Source organism: Pedobacter hiemivivus (assembly GCF_004331685.1).
Classification (GTDB): Bacteria; Bacteroidota; Bacteroidia; order Sphingobacteriales; family Sphingobacteriaceae; genus Pedobacter; species Pedobacter hiemivivus.
In genome coordinates this window covers 47,808-74,406 of record NZ_SJSM01000019.1, presented here as the reverse complement: position 1 = coordinate 74,406, position 26,599 = coordinate 47,808, and the positions used below count along the sequence as shown (strand labels likewise).

At 39.0% G+C, this 26,599-nt stretch carries 24 protein-coding genes; 12 read left to right on the top strand and 12 right to left on the bottom strand.

The window, feature by feature from the left end:
* Positions 1-60 precede the first annotated feature (60 nt).
* The 3 genes from fbaA to EZ444_RS21375 all read left to right on the top strand — a co-directional run bounded on the left by fbaA (position 61) and on the right by EZ444_RS21375 (position 2,139).
* Positions 61-1,140 (top strand): class II fructose-bisphosphate aldolase, encoded by a 1,080-nt coding sequence (fbaA, locus tag EZ444_RS21385; RefSeq protein ID WP_131611188.1) that lies wholly within the window; start codon positions 61-63, stop codon positions 1,138-1,140.
* A gap of 107 nt (positions 1,141-1,247) precedes the next feature.
* A complete protein-coding gene (locus tag EZ444_RS21380) occupies positions 1,248-1,745 on the top strand; it encodes a low affinity iron permease family protein (protein ID WP_131611187.1) in 498 nt (165 codons plus the stop codon).
* The gene (locus EZ444_RS21375; protein WP_131611186.1) at positions 1,711-2,139 is read left to right on the top strand and encodes a GNAT family N-acetyltransferase; all 429 of its coding nucleotides are present in this window, start codon (positions 1,711-1,713) and stop codon (positions 2,137-2,139) included. Before EZ444_RS21380 ends, EZ444_RS21375 begins: the two co-directional genes overlap by 35 nt.
* Here the strand turns inward: EZ444_RS21375 and EZ444_RS21370 are convergent.
* The 5 genes from EZ444_RS21370 to EZ444_RS21350 all read right to left on the bottom strand — a co-directional run bounded on the left by EZ444_RS21370 (position 2,134) and on the right by EZ444_RS21350 (position 8,785).
* A complete protein-coding gene (locus tag EZ444_RS21370; protein ID WP_131611185.1) occupies positions 2,134-3,015 on the bottom strand; it encodes a hydroxymethylglutaryl-CoA lyase in 882 nt (293 codons plus the stop codon). The genes EZ444_RS21375 and EZ444_RS21370 overlap by 6 nt on opposite strands.
* Positions 2,993-4,318: an NAD(P)/FAD-dependent oxidoreductase gene (locus EZ444_RS21365; RefSeq protein ID WP_131611184.1), complete on the bottom strand. Its 1,326-nt coding sequence runs from the start codon at positions 4,316-4,318 to the stop codon at positions 2,993-2,995. The genes EZ444_RS21370 and EZ444_RS21365 overlap by 23 nt, the downstream gene beginning before the upstream one ends.
* Positions 4,319-4,425: 107 nt before the next feature.
* On the bottom strand, positions 4,426-7,395 hold the full coding sequence (gene secDF, locus EZ444_RS21360; RefSeq protein ID WP_131611183.1) for a protein translocase subunit SecDF: 2,970 nt from the start codon (positions 7,393-7,395) through the stop codon (positions 4,426-4,428).
* Positions 7,396-7,508: 113 nt separating this feature from the next.
* Positions 7,509-7,994 carry a dihydrofolate reductase gene (locus EZ444_RS21355; protein WP_131611182.1) on the bottom strand — a complete coding sequence of 162 codons (486 nt, stop codon included), beginning with the start codon at positions 7,992-7,994 and terminating at the stop codon, positions 7,509-7,511.
* Positions 7,991-8,785: a thymidylate synthase gene (locus tag EZ444_RS21350; RefSeq protein ID WP_131611181.1), complete on the bottom strand. Its 795-nt coding sequence runs from the start codon at positions 8,783-8,785 to the stop codon at positions 7,991-7,993. The genes EZ444_RS21355 and EZ444_RS21350 overlap by 4 nt, the downstream gene beginning before the upstream one ends.
* Positions 8,786-8,976: 191 nt before the next feature.
* Between EZ444_RS21350 and EZ444_RS21345 the strand changes: the two genes are divergently transcribed.
* The 5 genes from EZ444_RS21345 to EZ444_RS21325 are packed head-to-tail and all read left to right on the top strand — an operon-like array spanning position 8,977 to position 12,769.
* Complete coding sequence (locus EZ444_RS21345; RefSeq protein ID WP_131611180.1) at positions 8,977-9,627, top strand: Uma2 family endonuclease; 651 nt, start codon at positions 8,977-8,979, stop codon at positions 9,625-9,627.
* 34 nt (positions 9,628-9,661) lie between these two features.
* Complete coding sequence (locus EZ444_RS21340; RefSeq protein ID WP_131611179.1) at positions 9,662-10,321, top strand: Uma2 family endonuclease; 660 nt, start codon at positions 9,662-9,664, stop codon at positions 10,319-10,321.
* A gap of 47 nt (positions 10,322-10,368) precedes the next feature.
* The gene (gene ispE, locus EZ444_RS21335) at positions 10,369-11,172 is read left to right on the top strand and encodes a 4-(cytidine 5'-diphospho)-2-C-methyl-D-erythritol kinase (RefSeq protein WP_131611178.1); all 804 of its coding nucleotides are present in this window, start codon (positions 10,369-10,371) and stop codon (positions 11,170-11,172) included.
* An 8-nt stretch (positions 11,173-11,180) separates the two neighbouring features.
* On the top strand, positions 11,181-11,597 hold the full coding sequence (locus EZ444_RS21330) for an OsmC family protein (RefSeq protein ID WP_131611177.1): 417 nt from the start codon (positions 11,181-11,183) through the stop codon (positions 11,595-11,597).
* A 5-nt stretch (positions 11,598-11,602) separates the two neighbouring features.
* Positions 11,603-12,769: an O-succinylhomoserine sulfhydrylase gene (locus EZ444_RS21325; RefSeq protein WP_131611176.1), complete on the top strand. Its 1,167-nt coding sequence runs from the start codon at positions 11,603-11,605 to the stop codon at positions 12,767-12,769.
* 115 nt (positions 12,770-12,884) lie between these two features.
* Here the strand turns inward: EZ444_RS21325 and EZ444_RS21320 are convergent, their stop codons facing one another.
* The 5 genes from EZ444_RS21320 to tgt form a co-directional block, all read right to left on the bottom strand.
* Complete coding sequence (locus EZ444_RS21320; protein ID WP_225874803.1) at positions 12,885-13,067, bottom strand: hypothetical protein; 183 nt, start codon at positions 13,065-13,067, stop codon at positions 12,885-12,887.
* Between the two features lie 99 nt (positions 13,068-13,166).
* Positions 13,167-15,803, bottom strand: a complete 2,637-nt coding sequence (locus EZ444_RS21315; protein ID WP_225874802.1) for a hypothetical protein — start codon at positions 15,801-15,803, stop codon at positions 13,167-13,169.
* A 642-nt stretch (positions 15,804-16,445) separates the two neighbouring features.
* Positions 16,446-17,336 carry a DMT family transporter gene (locus EZ444_RS21310; RefSeq protein ID WP_131611173.1) on the bottom strand — a complete coding sequence of 297 codons (891 nt, stop codon included), beginning with the start codon at positions 17,334-17,336 and terminating at the stop codon, positions 16,446-16,448.
* The gene (locus EZ444_RS21305; RefSeq protein ID WP_131611172.1) at positions 17,336-18,439 is read right to left on the bottom strand and encodes an LptF/LptG family permease; all 1,104 of its coding nucleotides are present in this window, start codon (positions 18,437-18,439) and stop codon (positions 17,336-17,338) included. The genes EZ444_RS21310 and EZ444_RS21305 overlap by 1 nt, the downstream gene beginning before the upstream one ends.
* Positions 18,440-19,570: a tRNA guanosine(34) transglycosylase Tgt gene (tgt, locus tag EZ444_RS21300; RefSeq protein ID WP_131611171.1), complete on the bottom strand. Its 1,131-nt coding sequence runs from the start codon at positions 19,568-19,570 to the stop codon at positions 18,440-18,442.
* A gap of 176 nt (positions 19,571-19,746) precedes the next feature.
* Here tgt and EZ444_RS21295 point away from each other — a divergent pair, with 176 nt between their 5' ends.
* The 4 genes from EZ444_RS21295 to EZ444_RS21280 all read left to right on the top strand — a co-directional run bounded on the left by EZ444_RS21295 (position 19,747) and on the right by EZ444_RS21280 (position 24,219).
* Positions 19,747-20,892, top strand: a complete 1,146-nt coding sequence (locus EZ444_RS21295; protein ID WP_225874801.1) for a glycosyltransferase — start codon at positions 19,747-19,749, stop codon at positions 20,890-20,892.
* Entirely contained in the window at positions 20,889-21,515 is a 627-nt protein-coding gene (gene rsmG / locus EZ444_RS21290) for a 16S rRNA (guanine(527)-N(7))-methyltransferase RsmG (protein WP_131611170.1), read from the top strand. Before EZ444_RS21295 ends, rsmG begins: the two co-directional genes overlap by 4 nt.
* A 98-nt stretch (positions 21,516-21,613) precedes the next feature.
* Positions 21,614-22,705, top strand: a complete 1,092-nt coding sequence (gene dprA, locus EZ444_RS21285; protein WP_131611169.1) for a DNA-processing protein DprA — start codon at positions 21,614-21,616, stop codon at positions 22,703-22,705.
* Between the two features lie 152 nt (positions 22,706-22,857).
* A complete protein-coding gene (locus tag EZ444_RS21280; RefSeq protein WP_131611168.1) occupies positions 22,858-24,219 on the top strand; it encodes a pyridoxal-phosphate dependent enzyme in 1,362 nt (453 codons plus the stop codon).
* Positions 24,220-24,352: 133 nt separating this feature from the next.
* Here the strand turns inward: EZ444_RS21280 and murA are convergent, their stop codons facing one another.
* Entirely contained in the window at positions 24,353-25,678 is a 1,326-nt protein-coding gene (gene murA / locus EZ444_RS21275) for a UDP-N-acetylglucosamine 1-carboxyvinyltransferase (RefSeq protein ID WP_131611167.1), read from the bottom strand.
* A gap of 36 nt (positions 25,679-25,714) precedes the next feature.
* Entirely contained in the window at positions 25,715-26,392 is a 678-nt protein-coding gene (locus EZ444_RS21270; protein WP_131611166.1) for a DUF4290 domain-containing protein, read from the bottom strand.
* Positions 26,393-26,599 lie beyond the last annotated feature (207 nt).

Sequence of the window (26,599 nt, the reverse complement as noted above, 5' to 3'; positions counted from 1 at the left end):
AGGATAAACTTGGCCTCTTTGATATTTTTCATAACTTCGGCATATCTAAAATTAAAAATAATGAGTTTAAAAGGCTATAAAGGCGTAATTTACGGAGATGCTGTTCAGGAATTATTTGAGCAGGCTAAGAAACATCAGTTTGCTTTACCGGCAGTTAACGTGACAGGAACCAACACCATTAATGCGGTAATGGAAACAGCGAAAGCAGTTAATTCACCTGTTATGATCCAGTTGTCTAATGGTGGAGCGCAGTTTTATGCAGGAAAAACATTAAATAATGACAATTTGAACGCATGTGTATTAGGTGCAGTATCTGCAGCTAAGCATGTTCATTTATTGGCAGAACATTATGGAGTAGCAGTAGTATTACATACAGATCATGCTGCTAAGAAGTTATTACCATGGATTGATGGATTGTTAGACCACGGCGAGAAATTCTTCGCTGAGCATGGTAAACCACTATTCTCATCACATATGTTAGATCTTTCGGAGGAATCAATCGAAGAAAACATGGAGATCTCTGCTAAATATTTAGCGCGTATGGCTAAAATGGGCATGACCATCGAAATCGAACTAGGAGTTACTGGTGGCGAGGAAGACGGTGTAGACAACAGTGATGTAGATAGTTCTAAATTATATACACAACCTTCTGAAGTAGCTTATGCTTACGAAGAGTTGAGTAAAGTAAGTGACAAATTTACGGTTGCAGCAGCATTTGGTAATGTTCACGGTGTGTACAAACCAGGTAATGTTAAGTTACAACCAGTAATTCTTAAAAATTCTCAAGATTTCATCAAAGAGAAATTCAATCTTACTGCTGAAAAACCAATCAACTTTGTATTCCATGGTGGATCAGGTTCTTCACAAGAAGAAATTAGAGAAGCAATTTCTTATGGAGCCATTAAAATGAATATCGATACTGATATGCAATGGGCAATGTGGGAAGGTATTTTGGACTATTATAAAGCTAATGAGGCTTATCTTCAAGCACAAATCGGTAACCCGGATGGCGAAGATAAACCAAATAAGAAATATTATGATCCACGTGTTTGGTTGCGTAAAGGCGAAGAGCAATTTGTTAAACGCTTAACACAGGCATTCGAAGATTTAAACTGCAGAAACGCTAGCGATAAATTATAATATCACCATATAAAATATAAAAGCGCTGCAAGATCAATCTTGTGGCGCTTTTTTTGTGTTAGTATATTTGGTTAATAGGATTAATCTAATCGTATTTATTCTCTTAGATGAAAAAAAGTAACAATAGCTTGTTCGAGCGTTTTGCGAATGCTGCAACTAACTTTACAGGTAGTTCAGCTGCTTTTATTTCCGCTACCGCTATAGTGGTGATATGGGCACTAACCGGACCTGTATTTAATTATTCAGAAACCTGGCAGTTGGTCATCAATACAGGAACGACCATTATTACCTTTCTGATGGTTTTTTTAATTCAAAAAGCGCAGAATAAGGATGGAAAGGCGATTCAGCTAAAATTGAATGAATTAATCGCCGCTCATGAACGTGCTAGCAACAGGATGGTTGATATTGAAGACCTGACAGAACGAGAGTTGGATCAGTTGCATAAATTTTATGTAACCTTGGCGGAACTGGCTAAAGAGGAAAGTGATATCCATAGCTCACACTCCATAGATGCGGCAGAAGAACTCCACGAAATAAAAAGTGAAATAATAAAGATATCAAGAAAACGCCATGGAAGCACTGCTCGTAAACAAGATAAAAAATAAGGAAGAATTAGAAAAGGCTTTTGCCATTAGGAAAAAAGTATTTGTTGAAGAACAGAACTGTCCGCCTGAATTGGAATGGGAAAATGAGGATGTGTCAACCCATTTTCTTGCCGAGATAAACGGTATACCCTGTGGTGCCTGTCGCTGGCGTAAAACCGATGCCGGTTATAAATTGGAACGGTTTGCTGTGCTTAAAGAATTTAGAGGTAAAAGGATAGGACAGGCCTTGGTTGCAGCAGCACTTGCTGATTTGCCAGAAAGTGCCCGGTACATTTACCTGAATGCCCAGCTGGATGCCGTGCGTTTATACTCCCGTTTTGGTTTTGTGGCCGAAGGTGAACAGTTTGAAGAAGCCGGAATCCAGCACTTTAAAATGGTAAAGAAAGTGCTATAAAAATACCTTGCCAGAGAAGCGCAAAGCTTCCTGCCATTTATCCATATTCAAGTTTAATAGCTCCCCTTTACTGTTTAGGTAACTGATCAGATCTTCTGTAGCCATATTGCCAGTTAAATCGTCTGTAGCCATTGGACAGCCGCCAAAACCTTTTAAAGCGCTGTCAAAACGCTTACAGCCACTTTCATAAGCAGCCTGTATTTTTTCAAAGCGGGTATAAGGGGTACTGTGTAAATGGAGGCCTATTTCAATATTTTTAGCTGGGTCAGTATGCTCAAAACGCTTAACCAATGAAGGGAGGATTTCTTTTATCTTTTCAGGAGTTGATACTCCGGTGGTATCAGATAAGGCCAGTATCTTTGCTCCATTTTGCACCAGTTCATCCGCCCATCTTTCTACAATTTCCACATTCCATTCATCCCCATAAGGATTTCCAAAGCCCATAGACAAATAGATCACAGCTGTTTTATCACGTTTGCTGCACAATTCTAACAGCTGCTTTACCGTTTCCAGCGATTGAGCAATGCTGGAATTCGTATTGCGTTGTTGGAACGTTTCAGAGATCGAAAAAGGAAAACCGAGGTAGCTGATCTCCGGATGTGCAGCAGCCTCTTCAGCGCCTCTTAAATTAGCTATAATGGCCAGTAGCTTTGATGAAGTGTTTCCTAAATCCAGTTTCGACAGTACTTCAGCAGTATCCCGCAACTGTGGAATGGCCTTTGGCGAAACAAAACTCCCAAAATCTATGGTGTCAAATCCTACCTGTAGCAGTAAATTAATATAAGCAGCTTTTAGATCGGTATCTATAAAATCGTGAATGCCCTGCATCGCATCACGCGGACATTCAATTAGTTTAATGGTTTGTTGTTGAGTCATGAGGGGTAGATATTTCTTCTAAGTCTTTGGGGCGGATAAATGGGCGAATAATCAATCTTGTACCTCTGTCGTAGCTAAAATAGCTCCATACCCAGTTTACAAATACCACCAGTTTATTTCTAAACCCTACTAACGTCATCAAATGTACGAACATCCAGGTAAACCAGGCAAATACCCCCTGGAATCTGATTTTATGTAGGTCCACCACTGCTCTGTTCCTTCCAACAGTGGCCATTGTGCCTTTGTCGATATATTCAAAAGGCTCTAGCGGTCTTTTCTGAATGATGTTTAATAGGTTTTTAGCCAGTAATTTGCCTTGTTGTATGGCAGCAGGGGCTACACCGGGGTGGCCATTTGGAAATTCTTCAGTGATCATAGCAGCAACGTCACCAATGGCATAAATGTTTCTATAACCATCAACCAGGTTTACTTCATTTACCTTCAATCGGTTTCCTCTGACTATGATTTCGGGGTTCAGTCCGTCAAGCACTACACCTTTTACGCCGGCCGACCAGATTACTGTTGAGGAGGGGATATGTTGACCGTCAAGCAAGCTTAAGACCTTACCATCATAAGCTTGAACTCTGGAATTGTTCATGATGATTACACCCAGCTCCGCTAAAAATTCAGCAGATTTTTGCTGAGATTGAACAGACATGTTGCCTAACAATTCTGGCGATCCCTCAATCAAATATATATTTACATCGTTAATGTTCAGATCAGGATAATCACTTCTTAGTACGTGTTTCTTCAACTCGGCCAATGCCCCAGCAGTCTCCACGCCGGTAGGTCCACCGCCAACGACTACAAAGTTCATCAACTGTTTCTTTAATTCTGGATTTCCAGGAATTTGGGCAGCTTCCAGATTTTGCAAAATTAAGCTTCTCAGGTTTAAGGCTTCGGGAATAGATTTCATGGGCATGGCATTGCGCTCAATCTCGTCTTGCCCAAAAAAGTTGCTTGTAGATCCGGTAGCCAATACGAGGTAATCATATTCAATTGCACCAATAGTTGTCTCAATGGTGTTTTTGCCGGCATCTACCTTTTTTACTTCAGTTACTCTAAAGGACAAGTTTTTATGCCCCTTAAAGATCTTTCTTAATGGAAAAGCGATAGAATCAGCCTCTAGACCTCCGGTAGCCACCTGGTAAAGCAAAGGCTGAAAAGTATGGTAATTGTGTTTGTCAAGCATGATCACTTCGACCGGTTTACTACACAGTTTTTTGGCTAATTCGATGCCGCCAAATCCGCCTCCTATAATAACAATTCTTGGTTTGCTGCCTTTTGGGAAATGTTGCTCCATAGTCTTGGGTTTCAGTAAATATACATAACAACAATTAGACCTAAAATCACAAAAGGCATCCTTTTGGGGATGCCTTTTGTGATGATAAGCAGATTAACTACTTAATCTTATTTTTTACCTTTTACTTTGGCTTCACCTAAGTCTAATACAATCGGAGTAGAGATACACAATGATGAGTAGGTACCAATGATACGACCAATTAACAAGGCAAATATAAATCCGCGAATACTTGCTCCACCGAAGATAAAGATTACTAACAATACAAAGAATACAGTTAATGAAGTCAAGATAGTACGACTTAATGTACTGTTTAATGCGAAGTTGATTAATGTTTCTCTTTCTTTTCCATGAAGATCTTCTTTACCTTGTTCTGCTAATTTCTCACGGATCCTGTCAAATACAACAACCGTTTCAGTCATGGTATAACCCATTACCGTTAGAATAGCAGCGATGAAATCCTGACCAATCTCTAAAGAGAATGGAAGCACACCATCTAATATCGTATAGAAAGATAGTACCAATAACACGTCGTGGAACAAAGCGATAACCGCACCTAAACCATAGTTTAGTTTCTTAAACCTTACCACGATGTAGATAAACATCACTAAGCAAGAGAATAAGATGGCACCGTAAGCACTGTAAAGAATGTCGTTTGCAATGATCGGACCCACTTTCTCGTTACTTACAATGTTATATTTCACATCTGTTTTAGCTAAACCTGCTCTTAATGCAGTTTCAACAGTTTTATCAGCGTTAATATCAGAGTCAGTGATGTGGTAAGTAGTGGTGATTTTTAACTCATTATCCGCACCAGCAGTTTTTACGATAGTTTCTGATTCAGGGAAAACATCAGCTAACTTAGCTTTTACATCTTCAGTGTGCATTCCTTTATCGAAATGTACGATGTAAGTTCTACCACCTTTAAAGTCAATACCAAGGTTTAAACCACCATTTTTGAACCAGAAGATAACACCTAAAAGGATGATGATTCCAGAGATAGAATAATAAAGCTTTCTGTGTCCAACGAAGTTGAAAGCAATGTTTTTAAATGCGTGGATGGTGAATTTGTTACCGAAAGTAATGTCTACTTTTTTGTCTAACAAAGTTTCGAATACCAAACGAGAGATCAATACCGCACAGAATAGTGAAGATAAGATACCGATACATAAGGTAGTTGCAAAACCTTGAACAGGACCGCTACCAAATACATAAAGGATAATACCCAACACCAATACAGTAACGTTTGAATCGATGATAGAAGACATCGCATGCTTGAAACCTTCTTTTATTGCTACTGGAGTAGATTTACCTAAAGTAAGCTCTTCCCTTACACGTTCAAAGATCAGGATGTTCGCATCAACCGATAAACCGATTACCAATACGATACCAGCAATACCAGGTAAAGTAAGTACAGCACCTAGTGATACCAATATACCCATGATGAAGAATAAGTTGATCACCAATGCAAGGTTAGCAACCCATCCAGCTTTATTGTAATACATGGCCATGAAGATCAAGATCACAATAAACGCAAGCACAAATGATAATAAACCATTGTGAATAGCCGCCTCACCTAAAGATGGACCAACTACGAACTCACCAACGATTCTTGCAGGAGCAGGTAATTTACCAGCCTTTAAGATGTTCGCTAAATCTTGTGTATCGTTTACTGTGAAGTTACCAGTGATTTGTGAAATACCGTTAGGGATTTCGCCTTGTACTGTAGGAGCAGAGTAAACTGTGTTATCTAAAACAATCGCAATTGCTTTTTTATTGTTTGCATCAGCAGAAGCTTCAGCTGTAATTTTTTTCCATTTAGCAGCACCATCGCCAGTCATATACATGGTAACCTCAGGTTTGCCATGTTGATCGTAATCATGACGGGCATCGCTGATCGCTTCACCACCTAAATCTGGTTTGCCATCTAAAGAAGTAACTTTGATTGCATACAATTCAAAAATCTTACTTGGAGTTTGTGCACCTAAATCAGCAGGCTTAAGTCCCCACATGAATTTGTAAGTCTGAGGAATGATAGACGCGATCTCTGGTCTTTTAAAGAAAGCATTTACTTTAGCAGTATCTTTTTGAGCAACCCAACCAACAACTGGTCCTGGACGTAATGAAGGCTGACCGTTTTCACCTTGATAAGTAGGGATGTTTAATACTGCGAATAATGGATTAGATTTTGCAGCCTCGTTATTTTTTAAACTTGTTGAATCTTTAGCATCTGTCTTTTTAGCTAATCCTGCCAATTTACTTCCGCCTTTAGCAGTAGTATCTTTTACAGCACTAGTAGATGTAGTATCTTTTAAAGTTAAAGCAAGTGTTTTGTTGATGTTTTCCAAAACAGGATATACTTCCTCATTTTGGTATACTTGCCAGAATTGCAATTCAGCAGAACCTTGTAATAATTTATGAACACGCTCTTTGTCTTGCACACCCGGCATCTCAATTAGGATACGGTTAGTACCTTCTTGTTTTTGCATATTCGGGCTCACTACACCGAAACCATCAATACGGCTTCTGATGATAATGAATGAACGATCAATAGCGCTAGTTGCTTCTTTTGATAAAAAGGCTTTAACTTCAGAATTGCTAGCATCTGGTTTTAGCAATTTTGCATTGTCCTGAGTAGAGAAAAAATCTACAAGCTTTTTGTTTGGTTCTAATTTTTCAAATTCGTTAACAAACAAATTGATGTAATCTTTACCACCTGCGTTTAACTGTTGTTGCGCAGTAGCCAATGCTTTGTTAAAATTAGGATCATCGGTGTTTCCAGCTAAAGACTTAACTAGTTCAGATAACGAAATTTCCATCGTTACGTTCATACCACCTTTAAGGTCTAACCCAAGGTTGATTTCTTTTCCTTTACAGAACTGATAATTAAAACCGAAAAGCGGATAAACCGGCACGGTGGCCATTGAGTCTAAATAAGCCTTTTCTTTTTCGACGTCTCCTTTAGCATAAGCTTTTGCGTCTTTTTCAACCTTAGAGGTAACAAAGTTGAATGAGAGAGAATACACACAGACAATACCTAATAGTATTGCCATAAATTTAATAAAACCTTTACCCTGCATTTGTTTGTAATTATTAGTCTATATATGCTATATATTTTTTTAACAAGTCGGCAAATCTAATTATTTTTTTAATTAATAGGCCACCTTATTGATTTTTTATTAAAGAGGCTCAACTATTTGCGTAGAAGTGTTGAAAAAGTGTAAGCTACAGGATTTTTTTCATCTGGGAGATGTTTTTCTACACTTGTTTCTTCCCACACGTTGAAATCAATTTCAGGGAAAAAGGCATCGGCCTCGTAGCTTTGATGAACTCTGGTTAGATAGATGCGATCAGTGATCGGCATGGTCACTTTATAGATTTCGGCACCCCCAACGATAAATACTTCCTCCTCTGTTGTACAAAGGGCAATTGCATCTTCAATATTGCTGGTCACCTCGGCACCTGGTATTTGCAAACCAGTCTTTCTGGTCACTACAATATTGCGTCTGTTTGGCAATGGTTTTCCAATAGAATCAAAGGTTTTACGCCCCATTATAATGGTATGACCGGAAGTGATTTCTTTAAAATGCTTTAAATCGGCTGGCAAGCGCCAAAGCAACTGATTGTCTTTTCCTATGGCATTGTTTTCGGCAATGGCTACAACTGCAGATATGATCATATGGCTACTGCTCCTTTAATATGTGGGTGGGCATCATAATCCGTCAACGTAAAATCTTCATATTTAAAATTGAAAATATCTTTTACTTCAGGATTGATGTGCATTACCGGTAATTTTTTAGCATCACGGCTCAATTGTAGTTTAGCCTGTTCAATGTGGTTGTTGTACAAATGCGCATCGCCAAGGGTATGTATAAAGTCTCCGTATTGTAAGCCACATACCTGAGCAACCATCATGGTAAGCAAAGCATAGGATGCAATATTGAATGGAACACCTAAAAATATATCTGCACTGCGCTGATATAGCTGACAACTTAATTTTCCATCGGCTACATAAAATTGGAAGAAAGCATGACAGGGTGGAAGCGCCATGTTTTCAACTTCAGCTACATTCCATGCGGAAACAATAATCCTTCTTGAATCAGGGTTGTTTTTAATGGTGTTTATGATCTGCGCAATCTGATCAATGTGGCCACCATCAGGTTTAGGCCAGGAGCGCCATTGCGAGCCATAAACAGGACCTAGGTCGCCATTTTCATCTGCCCACTCGTCCCATATCTTTACACCATTGTCTTTTAAATATTTGATGTTGGTGTCGCCGCTCAAAAACCAGATCAGCTCATGTATGATGGATTTTAGATGCAGTTTTTTTGTAGTCACCATAGGGAAACCGTCCTGCAGGTTAAACCGCATTTGATAGCCAAATACGCTAATTGTTCCGGTTCCAGTACGGTCATGTTTTTGCGTGCCATGATCTAGCACATGCTGCATTAAATCTAAATATTGCTTCATAATTGTTTAAAATGGGCGTAAAACCCAGACAAAAGTACATAATATATGGAATGTTTTGAAGTGTCATCTTGATTCGTGTCTTATACCATGATTTTTAGCTTAAAATTAACTATTGGTTATTTTTATAAATCTTAATTGAATATTTTTATTATTAAATTAAGGTTTGTATTTTTGTTTTAGGTTATATTTTTATGAATAGTGATAAAATAGGTGATTTGGATGAGGTTAAAAAGAAGGTGTACCCAATACGGGAGCCGATTGTAAGTAAGGTTAGTGATATTGATTTTTCAGGTAATTATTCTTATGCGAACTATTTGCGCTGGCAGTTTGAAGAGCGGCTGGAACTTATCAAGGGGAAGGTGTTTGAGATGTCTGCACCAGCTCCTTTTCATCAATTGGTTTCATGGAGAATTTCAGGTGAGCTGCATGCTTATTTAAAAAAGAAGCCATGTCGGGCTTATCCTGCGCCTTTTGATGTGCGTTTTCCTGATGCTTCTAAGCGGAATAAGGATGTTTACACGGTTTTACAGCCCGATATTTCTATAGTTTGTGATATGACCAAAATAGATAAAAGGGGATGTGTGGGGCCGCCAGATATCGTTGTCGAGATTTTGTCCCCAAGCAATAATAAAAAAGATTTGGAATATAAGTTTGCCATTTATGAAGAGTATGGCGTGCGTGAGTATTGGATCGTGTTTCCAGATGGGCGGTATTTTTTGAAATATGTACGGAATGCGGATGGGGTTTTTATTGGTGACAAGCCTTATAATGGGGATGTAGATTTTGTCTCAGCTCTTTTGCCTGGCTTTCGGTTAAATATGAATGAGGTGTTTGAAGATTAATAACTTGTTTTGATGGACTTTTAATGATTTAATTATGAACGATGATAAAGTGAAAGGTGCGAAGCGCGCTAAAAAAACAAAGTCTTATATCCAAAAAGAACCTGTAGTACGCAAGGTTAGTGATATTGATATTTCTGGTACTTATTCCTACGCGAATTATCTGAAATGGGAGATTGCCGAGCGGTTGGAGTTGATTAAAGGGAAGATATTTGAAATGTCTGCGCCATCGGTAAACCATCAGCGGTTGTTGGGTGAGATATATACAGATTTGCATACGTTTTTAAAAAGTAAGTCTTGTGAGGCGTTTGTTGCACCGTTTGATGTACGTTTTCCAGATCAATCTAAAAAGGATAAAGATGTGTATACTGTTTTGCAGCCTGATATTTGCGTGATTTGTGATGAGACTAAGTTAGATAAACGAGGCTGTATTGGTGCGCCGGATATTGTAGTCGAAGTATTGTCGCCAAGTAACAATAGAACGGAGTTAAAGAATAAATACGATATTTACGAAGCGTACGGAGTGCGGGAGTATTGGGTTATCCACCCTAAAAAACGGACTTTCTTAAAGTATGTGTTAAATAGTGAAGGGGTATTTGTGGTTGGTGAATTGTATGAAGGAGGGAGTGACTTTGTTTCTGATATTTTGCCGGGCTTTCGATTAAATATTGATGAGGTGTTTGGTTTGATGAAGTAAGTTGAGTTTTTTGTAAGTTTGCCTCTCTAATATTAAACGCAACATACATGCTTGCTTTTGCAAATGCTAAAATAAATCTTGGCTTAAACGTCACTCAAAAAAGAGCTGATGGTTATCATAACATCGAAACGGTTTTTTACCCTGTAAAGTTATATGATGTTATTGAACTTACGGATGCGGACGAGACGACTTGCATAGTTAAGGGAATTGACGTGCCGGGTAATGCGGAAGATAATCTCTGTCTGAAAGCATTCGAAGTATTGAAGAGAGATTTCGATTTGCCTGCTCAACAAATTACGTTACTTAAAAATATTCCGATTGGTGCGGGCTTAGGTGGTGGATCTTCGGATGCTGCTCATCTGATTAAACTCGTGAATGATAAATTCAAGTTGGAACTGTCTGTTGAGGTGATGCAGGATTATGTGCGACCTTTAGGTGCTGATTGTGCTTTTTTTATAGATAACCAACCTGCTTATGCTTTTGGTAAAGGTGATGAGTTCAGCTCAATAGCAATAGATTTGTCAAAATATTACCTCGTTCTGGTAAAACCGCCCATTCATGTAGCTACAGCAGATGCTTATGCCGGAATAAAGCCTATAATTCCTAGTAGATCGGTAAAAGATTTAATACATTTGCCTATAGCAGAATGGAAGTCTAATTTGAAAAATGATTTTGAGCCTTCTGTGTTTTCAAAATATCCGGAGATTGAACAGATCAAAACAAGTTTATACCAATCTGGTGCGTTATTCTCACTCATGAGTGGCAGCGGTTCTTGTGTTTATGCAATTTTTGATCGCCAGGTCAGTTTGCCGGAACTTGAAAGAGAGAACAGGGTGTTTTATAATGTTTGATACTTAAAATGGAGATTAATTTAGTACGTAAAAGCGGTAGGTTTAATTTTGAAGCAGAAAATTCTGCAGGATTTAAAGTGGAGCTGGATGCTAAACCCGCAATTGGGGGTGAAGGCAAAGGTTTCAGACCAATGGAGATGCTTTTGGTTGGTTTAGGCGGATGCAGTGGTATTGATGTAGTGAATGTGCTGACCAAACAAAAGGAGCCTTTGGAAGATATAAAAATTGCGATTAAGGCAACTAGAAAAGACGAAGAAATGCCGCCAATATTTGATGTGATTAATATTCATTTTGATCTTTACGGCGCATTAGGCGTACAAAAAGTGGAACGTGCTTTAGCGATGACCTTCGATAAATATTGTTCTGTATCAAATATTTTAGGTCGCTCTGCTACTATTAATTTTACCTATACCATTCATCAATAAATAAAATGCAAGAAGAGAATTTCGAAACCATTGCTATACGCTTACAGGCAGAAAGAACACAGTTTAAAGAACACTCAGTGCCGTTGTACTTAACTTCAAGTTATAAGTTTGACGATGCAGAAGATATGCGTGCGCTTTTTGCTAACGAAAAAGAAGGGAATGTTTACAGTCGTTATGCTAACCCAAATACGACAGAGTTAATTGATAAAATGGTTGCGCTTGAAGGTTCGGAAGCTGGTTGGGCTACTGCTTCGGGGATGGCTGCAATATTTACCACTTTTGCTGCTTTTCTAAAATCGGGTGATCATGTGTTGTCTAGTCGCTCAGTGTTTGGTTCAACGCATCAGTTGTTGAGTAATGTTTTTTCGAAATGGGGTATTACCTACACTTACGCAGATCTGGATAAAACAGAGCAATGGGAGAATGGCATACAGCCGAATACAAAAATGATTTTTGTAGAGACGCCTTCTAATCCTGGAATTGATATTATCGATTTGGAATGGTTGGGTAAGTTAGCCAAAAAACACAATGTATTGTTGGTAGTGGACAATTGTTTTGCTACGCCATATTTGCAGCAGCCTATAAAATTAGGTGCTGATATTTCTATTCATTCGGCAACTAAATTTATCGATGGACAAGGTCGTACTTTAGGTGGGATCATTTTGGGATCGGCTGCGTTGATTAAAGAAATTGAAGGTTTCGCGAGGCATAGTGGGCCGTCGATGTCACCATTTAATGCATGGTTGTTGTCTAAAAGTTTAGAGACACTTGCGGTGCGCATGGACAGACATTGTGAAAATGCGTTAAAAGTTGCTGAGTTTTTGGAAAGTCATGCAAGCATTAAACGGGTGATGTATCCTTTCTTGCCTTCACATCCGCAATATGAAATTGCTAAAAAGCAAATGAAACAGGGTGGAGGTATTGTAACATTGGTAATTGATGGCGGTGTTGAAGCCGCAAGTCGTTTTATGAACAAATTGAAAATGTTCTCTATTTCTGCTAATCTGGGTGATACCCGGTCTATTGCTACCCATCCAGCAACCAGTACGCATTCAAAACTAACTGAGGAGGAGCGTTTGCAGGTTGGAATTGAGCAAGGGACAATTCGCTTGTCAATCGGCTTAGAGCATATCAACGATATTCTTGGAGATATCAAACAAGCCTTGGCTTAAGTTATCTCTATAAAAAAAAAGCGTGGTGCTGTTTCTAAATTGAAACGATACCACGCTTTTTTTTATGCAATGTTTTTTAGGTAATCTTATTTCGTTCTCCGAATGTTTATCTGGACTAATTGATGTAATCGCGATCCTCGTCGCTCAGGGTGCTTTTGTTAACAGTGTTGCTGTGCTGTTCAATCTCTTTGTCGTATGAGGTTACCGTTGTTTTAGGTCGACCTACCCAAAAACCAAGTACAAAACCTATAAAAGTACAAACGCCTACCACCACAAGCTTCGATATGTCTTTTTTCATGAATATGAAATCAAATTGTACAGCATCGGTATTGATCATTAAAAAAATGGTAAAGAGAGCTGTGAGAATGATAATTAAGATGGTTTTTGTACGCATGATCTAAAAGCTGTAGTTTAAAATTAATTCTAATATAGGATTTTGGTTGTAAATTTTGTTTACGAAGACAAATCTTGTGCCCAAATCAATAACGGGTTGGTAGCGCAGTAAATTCATGCTGCTGCGCAATTCAAAGCCATAAGTTTTGGGTTCTCCGATATTTGTGTCCACCCCCAGGTTTTCATAATGGCAAAATAAACCACCGCGCACATTTCTGATGTAAGCAAGTGGGCCTAGTTCAGCATCAGGAAAAGCAAATGGGAATCTGTAATTGAGCAATAGTGTGTTTCTTAGGAGGCTTATGGCTCTGATGTTGTTGTAGCCGTAAACTCCGCTTATTTCGTTGTCGAATCTTCTTACTCCACTGGCGTTTTGGTAGTTGAAGCTAGCCATGAAGGAATGGTTTTTTAACAATCCTGGGAAATAGAAAGAGGTGCCTAAGGCAAAGAGGTGACCGTCGAGTTTTTTGTCGAATGGCTGGTGAAGGTAAGTTAAGCTGAAGGTTTGTGCCCATTTTGGTGCAATGTCGCGGTCGGCCTGACGCATGGAGTGTACAAAGGAGAAGCCGTATTCCATTGGGAAGTTAAGGGTAGTGATGTAATTCAGTGGCATATTTTCACCCATGTAGCGTTTGGTGTAGCTGGTTGCTGTTCTTAACGAAAAGCTGTAGGTATCTCCGAGCGTGTTTAAGCTAATCGGGATCATGGCTTGGACTTGGATATTGTTCTCTCTCCAATCGCCTTGCATAACGCCTTGATTGCTGTTATAGAAAGTTCTTCTGGGTCTGTTCCGGTAAGTGGCACTAATCACCGGGTAAAAACTTTTAAGCACAATGCCTGCGTTGTATTCAAACCGGTTCAGGTCTCTGTAGTATTCGGCGCCTGCAAAAGCGTTGAGTGTATTGAGTAGGTTGTCTGAATCGAATTGTAATCCGCCGCGGTATTCATCTTCAATTACAGGACTGATGCTATGTATGTTGATCATATCTCCAAATGTGCGGTACGGTTTGGAGATGTAGGTGCTGTCGGGGATTTTGGAAAATACATTTCCGGTGTGTTCCTGTTTTTCCGCTGCAGCACCAAAGTAGACAAAATTGTTTTTGCCGGGCTCCTCTGGATTTATCGGAGTTTCGGTAATGTCGTACCCTGTTTGTTTGAAATTGTTGAAAAGAAGAGTATTGCTTCCTTTAGGAAAAGATGCATTGAAAGCGCCGTATTTTGCTTCGCTCAGAGCGCTTATTTTTTTCGTTTTGATATCTATGTTGTAAATGTTGTCAAGTCCGCTGTAGTGCGCGTTAAATGCGATCTGTTGATTAATGAATATCGGTCTTGATATTTGCTGTTGCGTAGGAGCGATGAGTTCTTCGGTTTGTCCGGTTCTGTTAGTTATGTTTAGCGTTTTTCCTTTTTCACTAACGGCGATGTAGGCTACTGTATTTCCGCTGGCATCAAAAGATGGTGTTTGCAGAATTAGGTTTTGCGGGTTAGGGTAAGTGAAAAGGACATCCCCGTTTTGGGCATTTAGCTCAACCAGGTTGCATCGATTACTCAAATCGAACTTTACTACTATAATTTTTTTTCCGTCAGCCGAAAGTGATGGTGCAAAGAGTTTGCTTTTTGAACTGAGCTTTTTTACTTTTTTAGTTTCCAGGTTGTAGCTGCAAATTACGTTATAGCTGCGCTGACGATAGCGTGGGTCGTATCTAACCTCGTCCCAAACGATAAGTCCGTTGGCGTAACTGAACCATGGTTGTTCCTGATAGCCGATGTCGAGTAGGTGAGTTTCCTTGCGATTGCTATCGATCAAAGTGAGGTGTGGGACTTCGGCTTTACTTTGCTTTAAAGTTAATATGCTGTTGTCGCTTAATTTGACCGGTAAAAAATAGTTGGTGGCATAATTGGCAGGTTTGGTTAATGAGTTGTAATTTCTACTCGGTGTTGCCGATGCTTGCGCGGTCCAATTTTTTTTGAGCGTCGTTGTGGTTTGTTCAAACCATTTGTGACTTCCCTTGTTGCTGAATTTTTTTAGTGAGTTCGAAAAAGGGTAGAGGCGGACCGGGCGTTTGCGTATGTCTGTCAGTACTTCGTCGAAGATGTCTTTTCCTTCTTCGGTTCTGATGATGGATGACATCAGGTAGCCGAGCTGATAGTAGCCGGGAGTGATGTCTTTGTTTGAGCCAAAACTGGCTTTGCTATAGGACATGTTTTTCCCTTCGAGTAGGCTTGTTCGGTAAGGCATGATCCATGAAGGTTGTCTTCCGCGACCGGCTTTGGTTAGGGCAGTTTCTGTAGTTACTGCATCGCCTTCAAAAAACCAGATCGGTAAGCTTACACCGAACCAGCCGAAGTAGATTAATTCTGGAAAAGGCTTGGCCTTGCCACCGGTCAGTTTGTCGAACTGAGCGACGTGTCTAAGTTCATGAACGGCGAGGTTGTTCAGCCAATCCTGACTGTCAAATTGCTGAGGTGGGGTAGTGTAGAATTCTGACTTTTTTGGACCGAGCTGAACGAAGCCATTTGCAGTCACACCTTGGTTTTGAAGTAGCACTGGGATGCTCGTTTTTTTTACGCCTAAACTGCCGCCTACATAAGGGTAAATGTAAGGCAGTGTGTTGGCTATCCTTTGTGCTTCTTTTTCCATCTCCGTAGGGTAGATGACTTTAAAGCCGGAAGCATTTATTTGACGCCATTTTACACTAAGTGGGTTCTGTTCTTCGCTGAATATTTGTGAAAAAACTGAATGTGAAATTAAACTTAATATTGCTGTTGTTTTAATTTTGATTATCAGTGATTTATATAGTTTGTTTTGCGTCATATTTTGCTATTGCTAAAATAATTAGTATTTTAAAATTTTTAAGCTTGATTTTATGTTATGTTTTATTTTAAATGATTTGGTTTTGTTTGTTGGTAATCAGGTTTTTAATTTGTTTCGTTATTTTGTCTTGTTGACTGGTTTTGTTGGTTATTTTTGTTGTTTTTAAAGGTTTTGTAGTGTTTTCGCTATTGCATTTATATGATGCAAAAACCTGAGGTTAAGGTACACTATTTAGCCGGTAAATAAAATTAAATTTACGCAGCATGTTTTGATTATGTATACAAGAGTCGCGTTTTTTTGGCTTATAATAACTGGGAAAATGAGACCTATTTCTGCCTTAAAACCGATCGGTTTATGGACTGTGATAGCTGCTTTTCTGAGGTGTTGTTGATTCGTTTTATAGGAGTCGGAATGCTGTCTTTTGAGGGCGGTATTTCTCCCCTACCCTATGGGGCAAGGCGGAAGGATTTAGTGTTGATTTTTGTATTTTCTGTAAACCGGGTACAAGAATACTGCCCCTAAAATAATGATGGCGCCAAGGTAAAATCCGATCGACATGGTCTCTTTTGTACCAAAGAAAAGGAAGGCTAAAAGGATGCCATATACGGGCTCAAGATTGGTGATGAGTGCGACATTGAAAGCGGATATAGTTCGCATCACAGAGACCCCTGCAACGTATGCAAGCGCTGTGCAAATGGTGCCCAATAAGCTGAGGTAAATCCAATCGTTGACACTTAAATCGAACTGCTCTGTGAAGAGGCTTTGGTCGAATACACGGTACAAACTGATCCAGAAAAACGCCCCGATGATCTCATAAAAACTGATGACAAGTGGATTGCTTTTTTGTACTAGCGTAGAGTTTATAGTGCCAAAAAGGCTAGAGGCCAGGGCTGCAGAAAGGCCGAAAATGATCCCTTCTGTATACTTGGATTCGAATTTAAAGATGAGATAAATGCCCAGGATGATGATTAATCCGATGATGATATCGGCTACCTGCATCCTTTGTTTCTTGATCAGTGGCTCTAATATGGCCGTAAAAAGGGTAAAGGAAGAGAGGCATACAAGGGTAACGGAAACGGTTGAAACCTTAATGGCATGGAAGAAAAGAATCCAGTGGAGAGCAACGATACTTCCTGTGAAAAAGAACTGTAAAAACTGCTTTTTCGTAACTATAAGGCTTGTTTTGCTCAGTTTGAAGTAAATGAAAAGAGAGATGCTGGCAATCAAAACCCTATACCATACCATTTGTACAGCATTAACGGAGATTAATGCGCCGAGGATGCCTGTAAAGCCCCATATAAATACTGTGAAGTGTAAAATCAGCAGGTTTTTGTTGGGCGTTACAGGTAGCTTTGTCATTATTTTGGTGCTTTTCGAAGTAGATAATAGCCCAATAAACCGAAGCATATGGTGGGCATTAATACTGCCAGGAGCGGCGGAACGCCTCCTTTTAGTGAAAACATTTTTGCGAATTGGTTAAATACAATATAGCCAAAGCTTAGTATTATTCCTATTCCGAGTGGTAGTCCAACGCCCCCACGTACCTTTCTAGAGGATAATGCAACACCAATAAGGGTCAAAACAAAGGCTGATAGGGGGTGTAGATAGCGTTTATATTGCTCAAATAACAGGTCGTTCCATATCCCTGATCCTCTGATTTTCTCTTTTCTAATCTTCTCTGAAAGCTCTTTGTTGGTGAGGTTTTCAAAGATGTTATCATAAGCTGAGAAGTCGTCAGGACGCATATCTAGTACTGTGTCTTTAGTTAGAGATGCGCCGCTCACAAACGTTTCTTTTAGCCCATTGATGTATCGTATAGAGTAGTTAGTTAGCTTCCAGGAGCGTTTTAAAGAGTCCCATTTGATTTCGTCAGCAATCAGCTTCTTAGTTAACACGTCTCCTTTAAAGTTATCCAGAGAGAAGCGAGTGCCTGTTTTACTCTTGCTATCGAAATTGTCCATGAAGATGTAGGTGTTGTTATCCAGTTTCATGTGGATATTACTCTTACTGGATGGATCGTTTTTCTTTACGTAAGTGTTTTCAAAGCTGTTTTTAAGCTGATTGGTATAAGGTAGGATGTATAAATTGGAAGCTAGATTGAATGCAAAGATGATGAATGCCGATACGAAATAGGGCATTAGGAAGCGATTAAAGCTCACTCCTCCGCTTAAAATGGGTACAATCTCGGTCTGGTCAGCCATCTTTGCTGTGAAAAATATTACAGCGATGAAGTTGATCAGTGGTGAGAGCATATTGACATAATATGGGATAGAACCCGCATAATACAGCGATATGACCTGCCAGAAGCTAAGATTGGAGCTTAAAAAGTCGTCCAGTTTCTCAGATAAATCAAAAATAACGATGATCACAACAAATAAGGTTAGGGTATATAGAAATGTACCCAGGTATTTGCTGATGATGTACCAGTCAAGAATTTTGATTCTGTCTTTGATGAAGTTCATTTATAATTTATTACCTAAGATAGTAACCATTTTGTTTTTCCATGCGTAAAATTCGCCGCTTATGATCTTCTCACGGGCTGTTTTAACCAGCCATAGGTAAAAATGCAGGTTGTGTAAGGTAGCTATTTGAGCACCAAGCATCTCTTTTGAGTGCATTAAGTGCCTTAAATAGGCTTTAGAATATACTTTATCGGCAATTAGGTCACTATCAGCTTCAATTGGAGAGAAGTCATCAGCCCACTTTTTATTACCGATATTGATGATACCATTTTTTGTAAATAGCATCCCATTTCTGGCATTTCTGGTTGGCATTACACAATCAAACATGTCTACACCTAATGCAATGTTCTCTAGTATGTTAATTGGTGTACCAACGCCCATTAAATAACGTGGTTTTTCTTCTGGAAGTATATTACATACTACCTCAGTCATACCGTACATCTCTTCTGCAGGTTCACCTACTGATAGTCCGCCAATGGCATTACCTTCGCGGTCCATTGAAGCGATAAACTCTGCAGATTTCATCCTTAAGTCTTTATATACAGAACCTTGTACGATAGGGAACAGGGTTTGATTGAAGCCGTATTTTGGTTCGGTAGTATCAAAACGGTTGCAGCAGCGCTTTAACCAGCGGTGCGTCATGTTGATAGAATTTGCTGCGTATTTATAATCACATGGATATGGCGTACATTCATCAAAGGCCATAATGATGTCGGCCCCAATAGTACGTTGAATATCCATTGCGTATTCTGGTGTAAAAAGGTGTTTTGATCCGTCAATATGGGAGCGAAACGTTACACCTTCCTCTTTAATTTTACGAACTTTACTTAAAGAATACACTTGATAGCCACCACTATCGGTAAGAATTGGTCTTTCCCAGCCAATAAATTTATGTAAACCACCGCCTTTTTCAATGATGTCAAGTCCCGGTCTTAAATATAAATGGTAGGTATTGCCTAAGATGATTTGCGCATTGATGTCATTCTCTAGCTGCTGCTGATTAATTGATTTAACCGTTCCAGCAGTACCCACAGGCATAAAAATAGGCGTTTGTATGTCGCCGTGGTCTGTAGTAACTGTTCCTGCTCTTGCCTTCGAATGTATATCTTTCGCTTCTAAATTAAATTTCATCTTTATGTGTTTATTGTTTTTTTGAGCCTCACCCGTAATAAATGATGATTTTAATGCATTCAAAAAATCTGCGCAAAAATAGCAAAAAACAAGCTATTTATGGGTTAAATTTTTTATCAACATAAAGGAACATTACAGATTAAAAATCAGAAATTTGGCTGCATCAAAATTACGTCGTGGAATTAACCTTTATAGAGGGCGCTTTAGCTGAGCGCTTAGCATATTGCCTGCTCGGCATCTTAGTTTTTTGTTTTCTGATACAGCTGTATTTTAGCTTGTTTGTGCACCTTAAGTTGGCGCGTTTAAAAGTTGCACCTATTCCTGAAACCGGTAAAAAACCTTTAAGTGTGGTGATCTGCGCCCGCAATGAGGCAGAGAATCTGGTTAAATATTTACCTACAGTGCTTGAACAGGATTATCCTGATTTCGAGGTTATTGTGGTGAATGACAGGTCTTGGGATGGGACAAAGGATATCCTTGAAGCCTTTGCAAAGGAATACAAGCACCTTAAAGTTGTAACAGTTAATGATGGTAGTAAGTTTATTGCTGGTAAGAAGTTTGCCGTAACAATGGGCATAAAAGCTGCTGCTCATGAATGGCTGGTTTTTACGGATGCAGACTGTATGCCTGCTTCTTCGAAATGGTTATATGGTATGCAGCAACCCGATCAGGATGATGTAGAAATTGTCCTGGGCTATTCTCCTTATATAAAGAAAAGAGGGATTTTAAATGCCCTGATTCGTTTTGAAACCTTCTTTACAGCTGTAAATTACCTATCGTATGCTATAAAAGGTATGCCTTATATGGGAGTAGGACGGAATATGGCTTACAAAAAATCACTGTTTTTTAACAATAAAGGTTTTGCAGCGCATATGCACATTCCATCGGGTGATGATGATCTTTTTGTAAATGCGCATGCTCATGATGGCAATACAGCTATATGTATACATAAGGATGCACAGGTTTGGTCTGAGCCAAATATCAGCTTTGGGGCTTATTTGAAGCAAAAGAAACGTCATTTTGGTGCAGGTAAATTGTATAAGCCAAAGCATAAGTTCATTTTGTCAGCACAGATTATCATACAATTCTTATTTTATGTTACCTTAGTGTTATCGATGTGTTTTAAAGCAACGCTTTATCCGGCCTTAGGGGTGCTGGGACTGAGTATTATCATCAGATGTTTTGTTTATCCACGAATTTTAAAGCGACTAAATTATGCCGATTTAAGGTGGTGGTTCCCGATTTTAGACATGCTATTATTCATTTTTTTAGTCTTTAATGGCATTCTATCTATATTTGTTAAAAAAGTTCAGTGGAAATGAAATCAACGCTAATACAGAAATACTTTAAAGACTTAACTGATCAACAGATTGCTCAGTTTGATCAGTTGTATGATTTATACAGCTTTTGGAATGCACAAATCAATGTGATTTCGAGGAAGGATATTGATGAACTTTACGAACGCCATATTTTACATTCATTAGGAATTGCTAAATTCTGTACTTTTAAACCCGGGGAAACGGTTTTAGATGTGGGTACAGGTGGTGGTTTTCCTGGAATTCCATTGGCTATTTTGTTCCCGGAAACGGAGTTTCACCTGGTTGATTCTATTGGAAAGAAGATTAAGGTTGTTGCTGAGGTAGCTTGGTCTTTAGGTTTAAAGAATGTTACAGCGAGCCATTTAAGGGCTGAGCAGGTGGTGGATAAGTACGACTTTGTGGTTTCAAGAGCCGTAACGAGACTTATTGATTTCTATCCATGGATACAAGGTAAATTTAATAAGGAGTCTAAAAATTCCATTCAAAATGGGATTCTTTACCTAAAGGGAGGTGATTTAGCTGAGGAAATTGCTGAATCAAAATTAAAAGCTGAACTATATCCACTTTCGGCTTATTTTGAGGAAGAGTTTTTTGAAACTAAATATGTGGTTTATATCCCTCAGTAAGCGCTTTTTTCTGATATCATTGATGAATTTATACCTGTTTTAAAAATAAACAGGATCTAAATTGTGGATGCTTTAGGGCTAATTGCATAAGTTAGCCCATGAGTCTAATCCATAAAATTGCCCTCACGCTAATTAAAAGTGTAGGGCATATACACGCTAAGAAATTACTTGATCATTTTGGTACTGCCGAGGCTGTCTTTAAAGCCAGTAAGGAGCAATTGATAGAAATTAATGGTATAGGTGAGGTTATTGCAAACCTAATCTTGCAAAGCGATGCGCTATCTGAAGCTGAAAGGGAAATTGCTTTCATTAAAAAACATCGTATAAAAGTACTTTTTTACGCAGACGATGATTATCCTCAGCGATTAAAAAACTGCCATGATGCACCTATTTTGCTGTATTATAAAGGTAGTGCGGATTTAAATCACCCTCGAATTATTAGTGTTGTCGGTACAAGAAAGGCAACCGCGTATGGAAGGCAGCTGTGTCAGCAGCTAGCAGAAACACTGGCGCCCTATAACGTGATTATCGTGAGTGGACTGGCTTATGGAATAGATGTGGCCTCGCATAAGGAAAGCTTAGTGCATAACATTCCTACAGTAGGTGTAATGGCACATGGTTTAGATCGTATTTATCCTGCTTTGCATAAGCAGCTAGCTCGAAAAATGGTCCTAAATGGTGGTTTGTTGACGGAGTTTTTGCCAAATACCAATCCAGATAAGGAGAATTTCCCCAAGAGAAACCGCATCATTGCAGGGCTTTCCGATGCTACGATTGTGGTAGAAGCTACCGGAAAGGGTGGGGCCTTGATTACAGCAGATATTGCTAATTCTTATAACAGAGATGTATATGCCTTTCCGGGCCGAACAACCGATCCATTTTCCGAAGGCTGTAACTTCCTAATAAAAACCAATAGGGCAGCCTTAATCAATCACGCAAAGGACTTGGTTTATTACCTGGGTTGGGATGATGTATTGCCAGAAAAGGAAGGGATACAGGTGCAATTACCTATAAAACTCTCTAAAGACGAGCAGAAGGTCGTCTTGCTTTTGAAAGATGCATCCTTGCGGATTGATGAATTGGCTATCTGTCTAAATGTGAATCAGAGTAAGCTGGCGATGCTCTTATTGAACCTCGAAATGCAGGGGATTTTGATTTCTTTACCAGGTAAAGTATATAAACTGAATTAACATATTTTTTGTTCTGCATTATTAACGTTGGTTTGTAAGTCTATTGGAATACTAGATTAAAATGTTATTTTGTTTATTTTAATAATGTAATATTATATATTGAATGTTTGTTTATATGTAAAATTCTAATCTTCAATACGTATTTTTGCATCATGTGGTACAATAATATTTTAGAAACCATTGGCAATACGCCACTGGTAAAATTGAATAACATTACTAAAGAGATTTCCGCTACAGTACTTGCTAAAATCGAAACAACCAACCCTGGAAATTCTATAAAAGACAGGATGGCTTTGAAGATGATAGAAGAGGCTGAGAAGAATGGAAAGCTTAAACCTGGTGGTACAATTATAGAAGGAACATCTGGAAATACAGGTATGGGACTAGCTATGGTGGCCATAATTAAGGGCTACAAATGTATTTTTACAACTACGGATAAGCAATCCAAAGAGAAAGTAGATGCATTGCGTGCTTTTGGTGCTGAAGTAATTGTGTGTCCTACTAACGTAGAGCCAGAAGATCCACGGTCTTATTACTCGGTATCTTCGCGTTTGGAGCGTGAAGTTCCAAACTCATGGAAACCTAATCAGTATGATAATCTAGACAATTCATTGGCGCATTACGAGCAGACAGGACCGGAGATTTGGAAACAAACTGAAGGAAAAATCACACATCTTGTTGTTGGTGTAGGTACTGGTGGTACTATTTCTGGAACAGGAAAATATTTGAAGGAGCAGAATCCGAATATAAAAGTTTGGGGTATTGATACTTACGGATCAGTTTTTAAGAAATATAAGGAGACTGGTATTATGGATAAAAACGAGATTTATCCATACATCACTGAGGGCATTGGTGAGGATTTCCTTCCTAAAAACGTTGATTTCGATATTATAGACCTGTTTGAAAAGGTTACGGATAAGGATGCGGCTTTGATGACTCGTGATATTGCGCGTAAGGAGGGGATCTTTGTAGGTAACTCCGCAGGTTCTGCTATTGCCGGATTGTTGCAGTTGAAAGATAAGTTAAAACCTGAAGATGTGGTTGTTGTGATATTTCATGATCATGGAAGTCGCTACATGGGTAAAATGTACAACGAAGACTGGTTAAGAGAACGCGGTTTCCTTAAAGATGAGAAGCTTACAGCTCGTTCTATTATTGCAAAGAAGGAAGATACGGAGATCGTTACAATTGATTGTGAGAAATCGATTCACGATGCATTTAACAGCATGAGTACGTTGAAGATCTCACAAATACCTGTTACCCAAAAGGGCATGGTGATAGGGAAATTGGCTGAAAGTGACATATTGAAAGCCTTGTTGGAAAATCCGTCCTTAAGATCTGCCCCTGTTCAGCAAATCATGTCGGCCGGATTTCCATTTGTAGACCTGAATACTTCGATAGATAGGATTTCTTCTTTGATAAATAAAGAGAATAGCGCGGTTTTGGTTGAAGATGAGCAAGGAAAAATTGAAATTATCACCCAGTACGATATTATTAACGCGATTTCTGGCTAAAGTATTGAATGCAAGCTGAGAGATGCTGAAATAAATTCAGCATGACGATAGCATATAAAAAAAGCCCCAATTGGGGCTTTTTTTATATGCTAAATTAAGAGCAGTAGCTTTTGCTAACAATGTATTTTTCTTATTAATGCGTTGGAGCTGATGCTTCTACACGCTTAATGTCTGCGCCAAGGGCACGTAATCGAGTGTCAATATCCTGATAACCACGCTCAATCTGTTCGATGTTGAAAATGGTTGATTTCCCTTCAGCAGATAATGCTGCAATAAGCAAGGAAACTCCTGCACGGATATCTGGAGAGGTCATACTGATACCTCTTAGTTTATATTTCTTATCAATACCATTCACAGACGCGCGGTGCGGATCGCAAAGAATGATCTGTGCGCCCATATCGATCAGCTTATCCACAAAGAATAACCTGCTTTCGAACATTTTCTGGTGGATCAATACATTTCCTCTAGCTTGAGTAGCTACGACAAGAACAATACTCAAAAGATCTGGAGTAAAGCCCGGCCAAGGTGAATCGGCAATGGTAAGCATTGAACCATCTATAAATGATTCAATTACGTAGTGCTTTTGAGAAGGGATGAAGATGTCATCACCTCTTAATTCAAACTTGATACCTAGTTTTTTAAATACATCAGGAATTACACCAAGCTCTGCATAACAAACATTTTTAATGGTGATTTCAGACTCTGTCATAGCCGCTAAGCCAATAAATGAGCCAATTTCGATCATGTCTGGAAGCATTCTGTGCTCAGTTCCACCTAGTTTTTTAACACCTTCAATGGTTAGTAAGTTAGAGCCAACACCAGATATTTTAGCCCCCATGCGGTTCAGCATCTTACATAATTGTTGCAGATAAGGCTCGCAGGCAGCATTATAGATGGTTGTAGTTCCTTTGGCTAGTACAGCGGCCATTACAATGTTAGCTGTACCGGTTACTGAAGCCTCATCCAATAGGATATATGCACCAGTTAAGTTCGTTGCATCTACATTAAAGAACTCTTTTTTACTGTCGTATACAAATTTGGCACCCAGTTTTTCAAAGCCGATGAAGTGCGTATCTAATCTTCTACGACCAATTTTATCACCACCTGGTTTAGGGATGGCGGCCTTTCCAAAACGTCCTAATAGTGGGCCAACGATCATAATTGATCCTCTTAAACCACCACCTTTAGCCTTAAATATATCCGATTGGAAAAAATCAAGGTTGATGTTTTTAGCTTCAAAAGTATATGTGTCTTTGTTCAGGCGCTCAATGGTAACGCCCATATCTCCCAGTAGTTCAATAAGTTTGTTTACATCCTTAATGTCTGGGATGTTGCTGATGGTAATCTTCTGATCGGTTAATAAAACAGCAGCTATGATTTGTAATGCTTCATTCTTTGCCCCTTGAGGTTGAATTTCGCCTTTTAATTTCTTACCGCCAATTATTTCAAATGCGTTCATGTTATTCGTAAGATGTATGGATAAAAACTGGTAAGATTAGTGTCGTTGTTTAGGATTGTTATTGTTGCGGGCAGGACGATTGTTGTTGTTATTTTGTCTGCCTTTATTATTGTTGTTTTGTCTACCGCGATTGTTGTTATTTGAAGGTCTTACCACTGGCGGTTTAAACTCAACTTTATTTAAATTGACATTCTCATCTAGCTCCAATTGGCCACCAGATAGTTCGCGAAGGTTTTTTAAAATAGTTTCATCCGCTACACTGTCTTTGTTCCAGGTTACATAGGCCATTTTCATGAAATTGGCTATCCCCTGTACCATTGCAGCTCTACGCTCCGGTTCATCAACAGCTTTGGCTTTTTCTATCATCATTTCAACCGTTTTACCATAGTGTTTATAGGTAATTCTTTGTTGAGGATAGCCAATATGCTGAGGTTTTACCAATGCATCTTCAGGAGTAGGCTTAGGATAAGGGCAGTCTACATCAATTTTATAACCCGAAATGATGTGTAAGTGATCCCAAAGTTTATGTTTGAAATCTGCTACATCACGTAAATGTGGGTTTAAAAAGCCCATTAGGTCGATTACTGCCTGGGCGTATCTATTACGTTCTTCAAGATCGGGAAGTTCGATAATGTACTTTACCATGTTTTGTACATTACGGCCATATTCGGCTAAAATCAACTCGTTTCTTGTGGTGTTATATTCGAAATTCATTTATATGTTTTCGTTAATATTTTAATTTCTATAATAGTTCTGATTCATCGGGAGTGCTTAGTATGCGTCTCTATTTTATGTTTCAGACGCATTTATAACCGACAAGTTATTTAAAGAAATAACGGCAAAAGGCCGGTTTTTATATATTATAATCAGTTTTTTATTTATTACGGAGCCCATAAGGCTCCGTAAGTCCTGTAAATATAA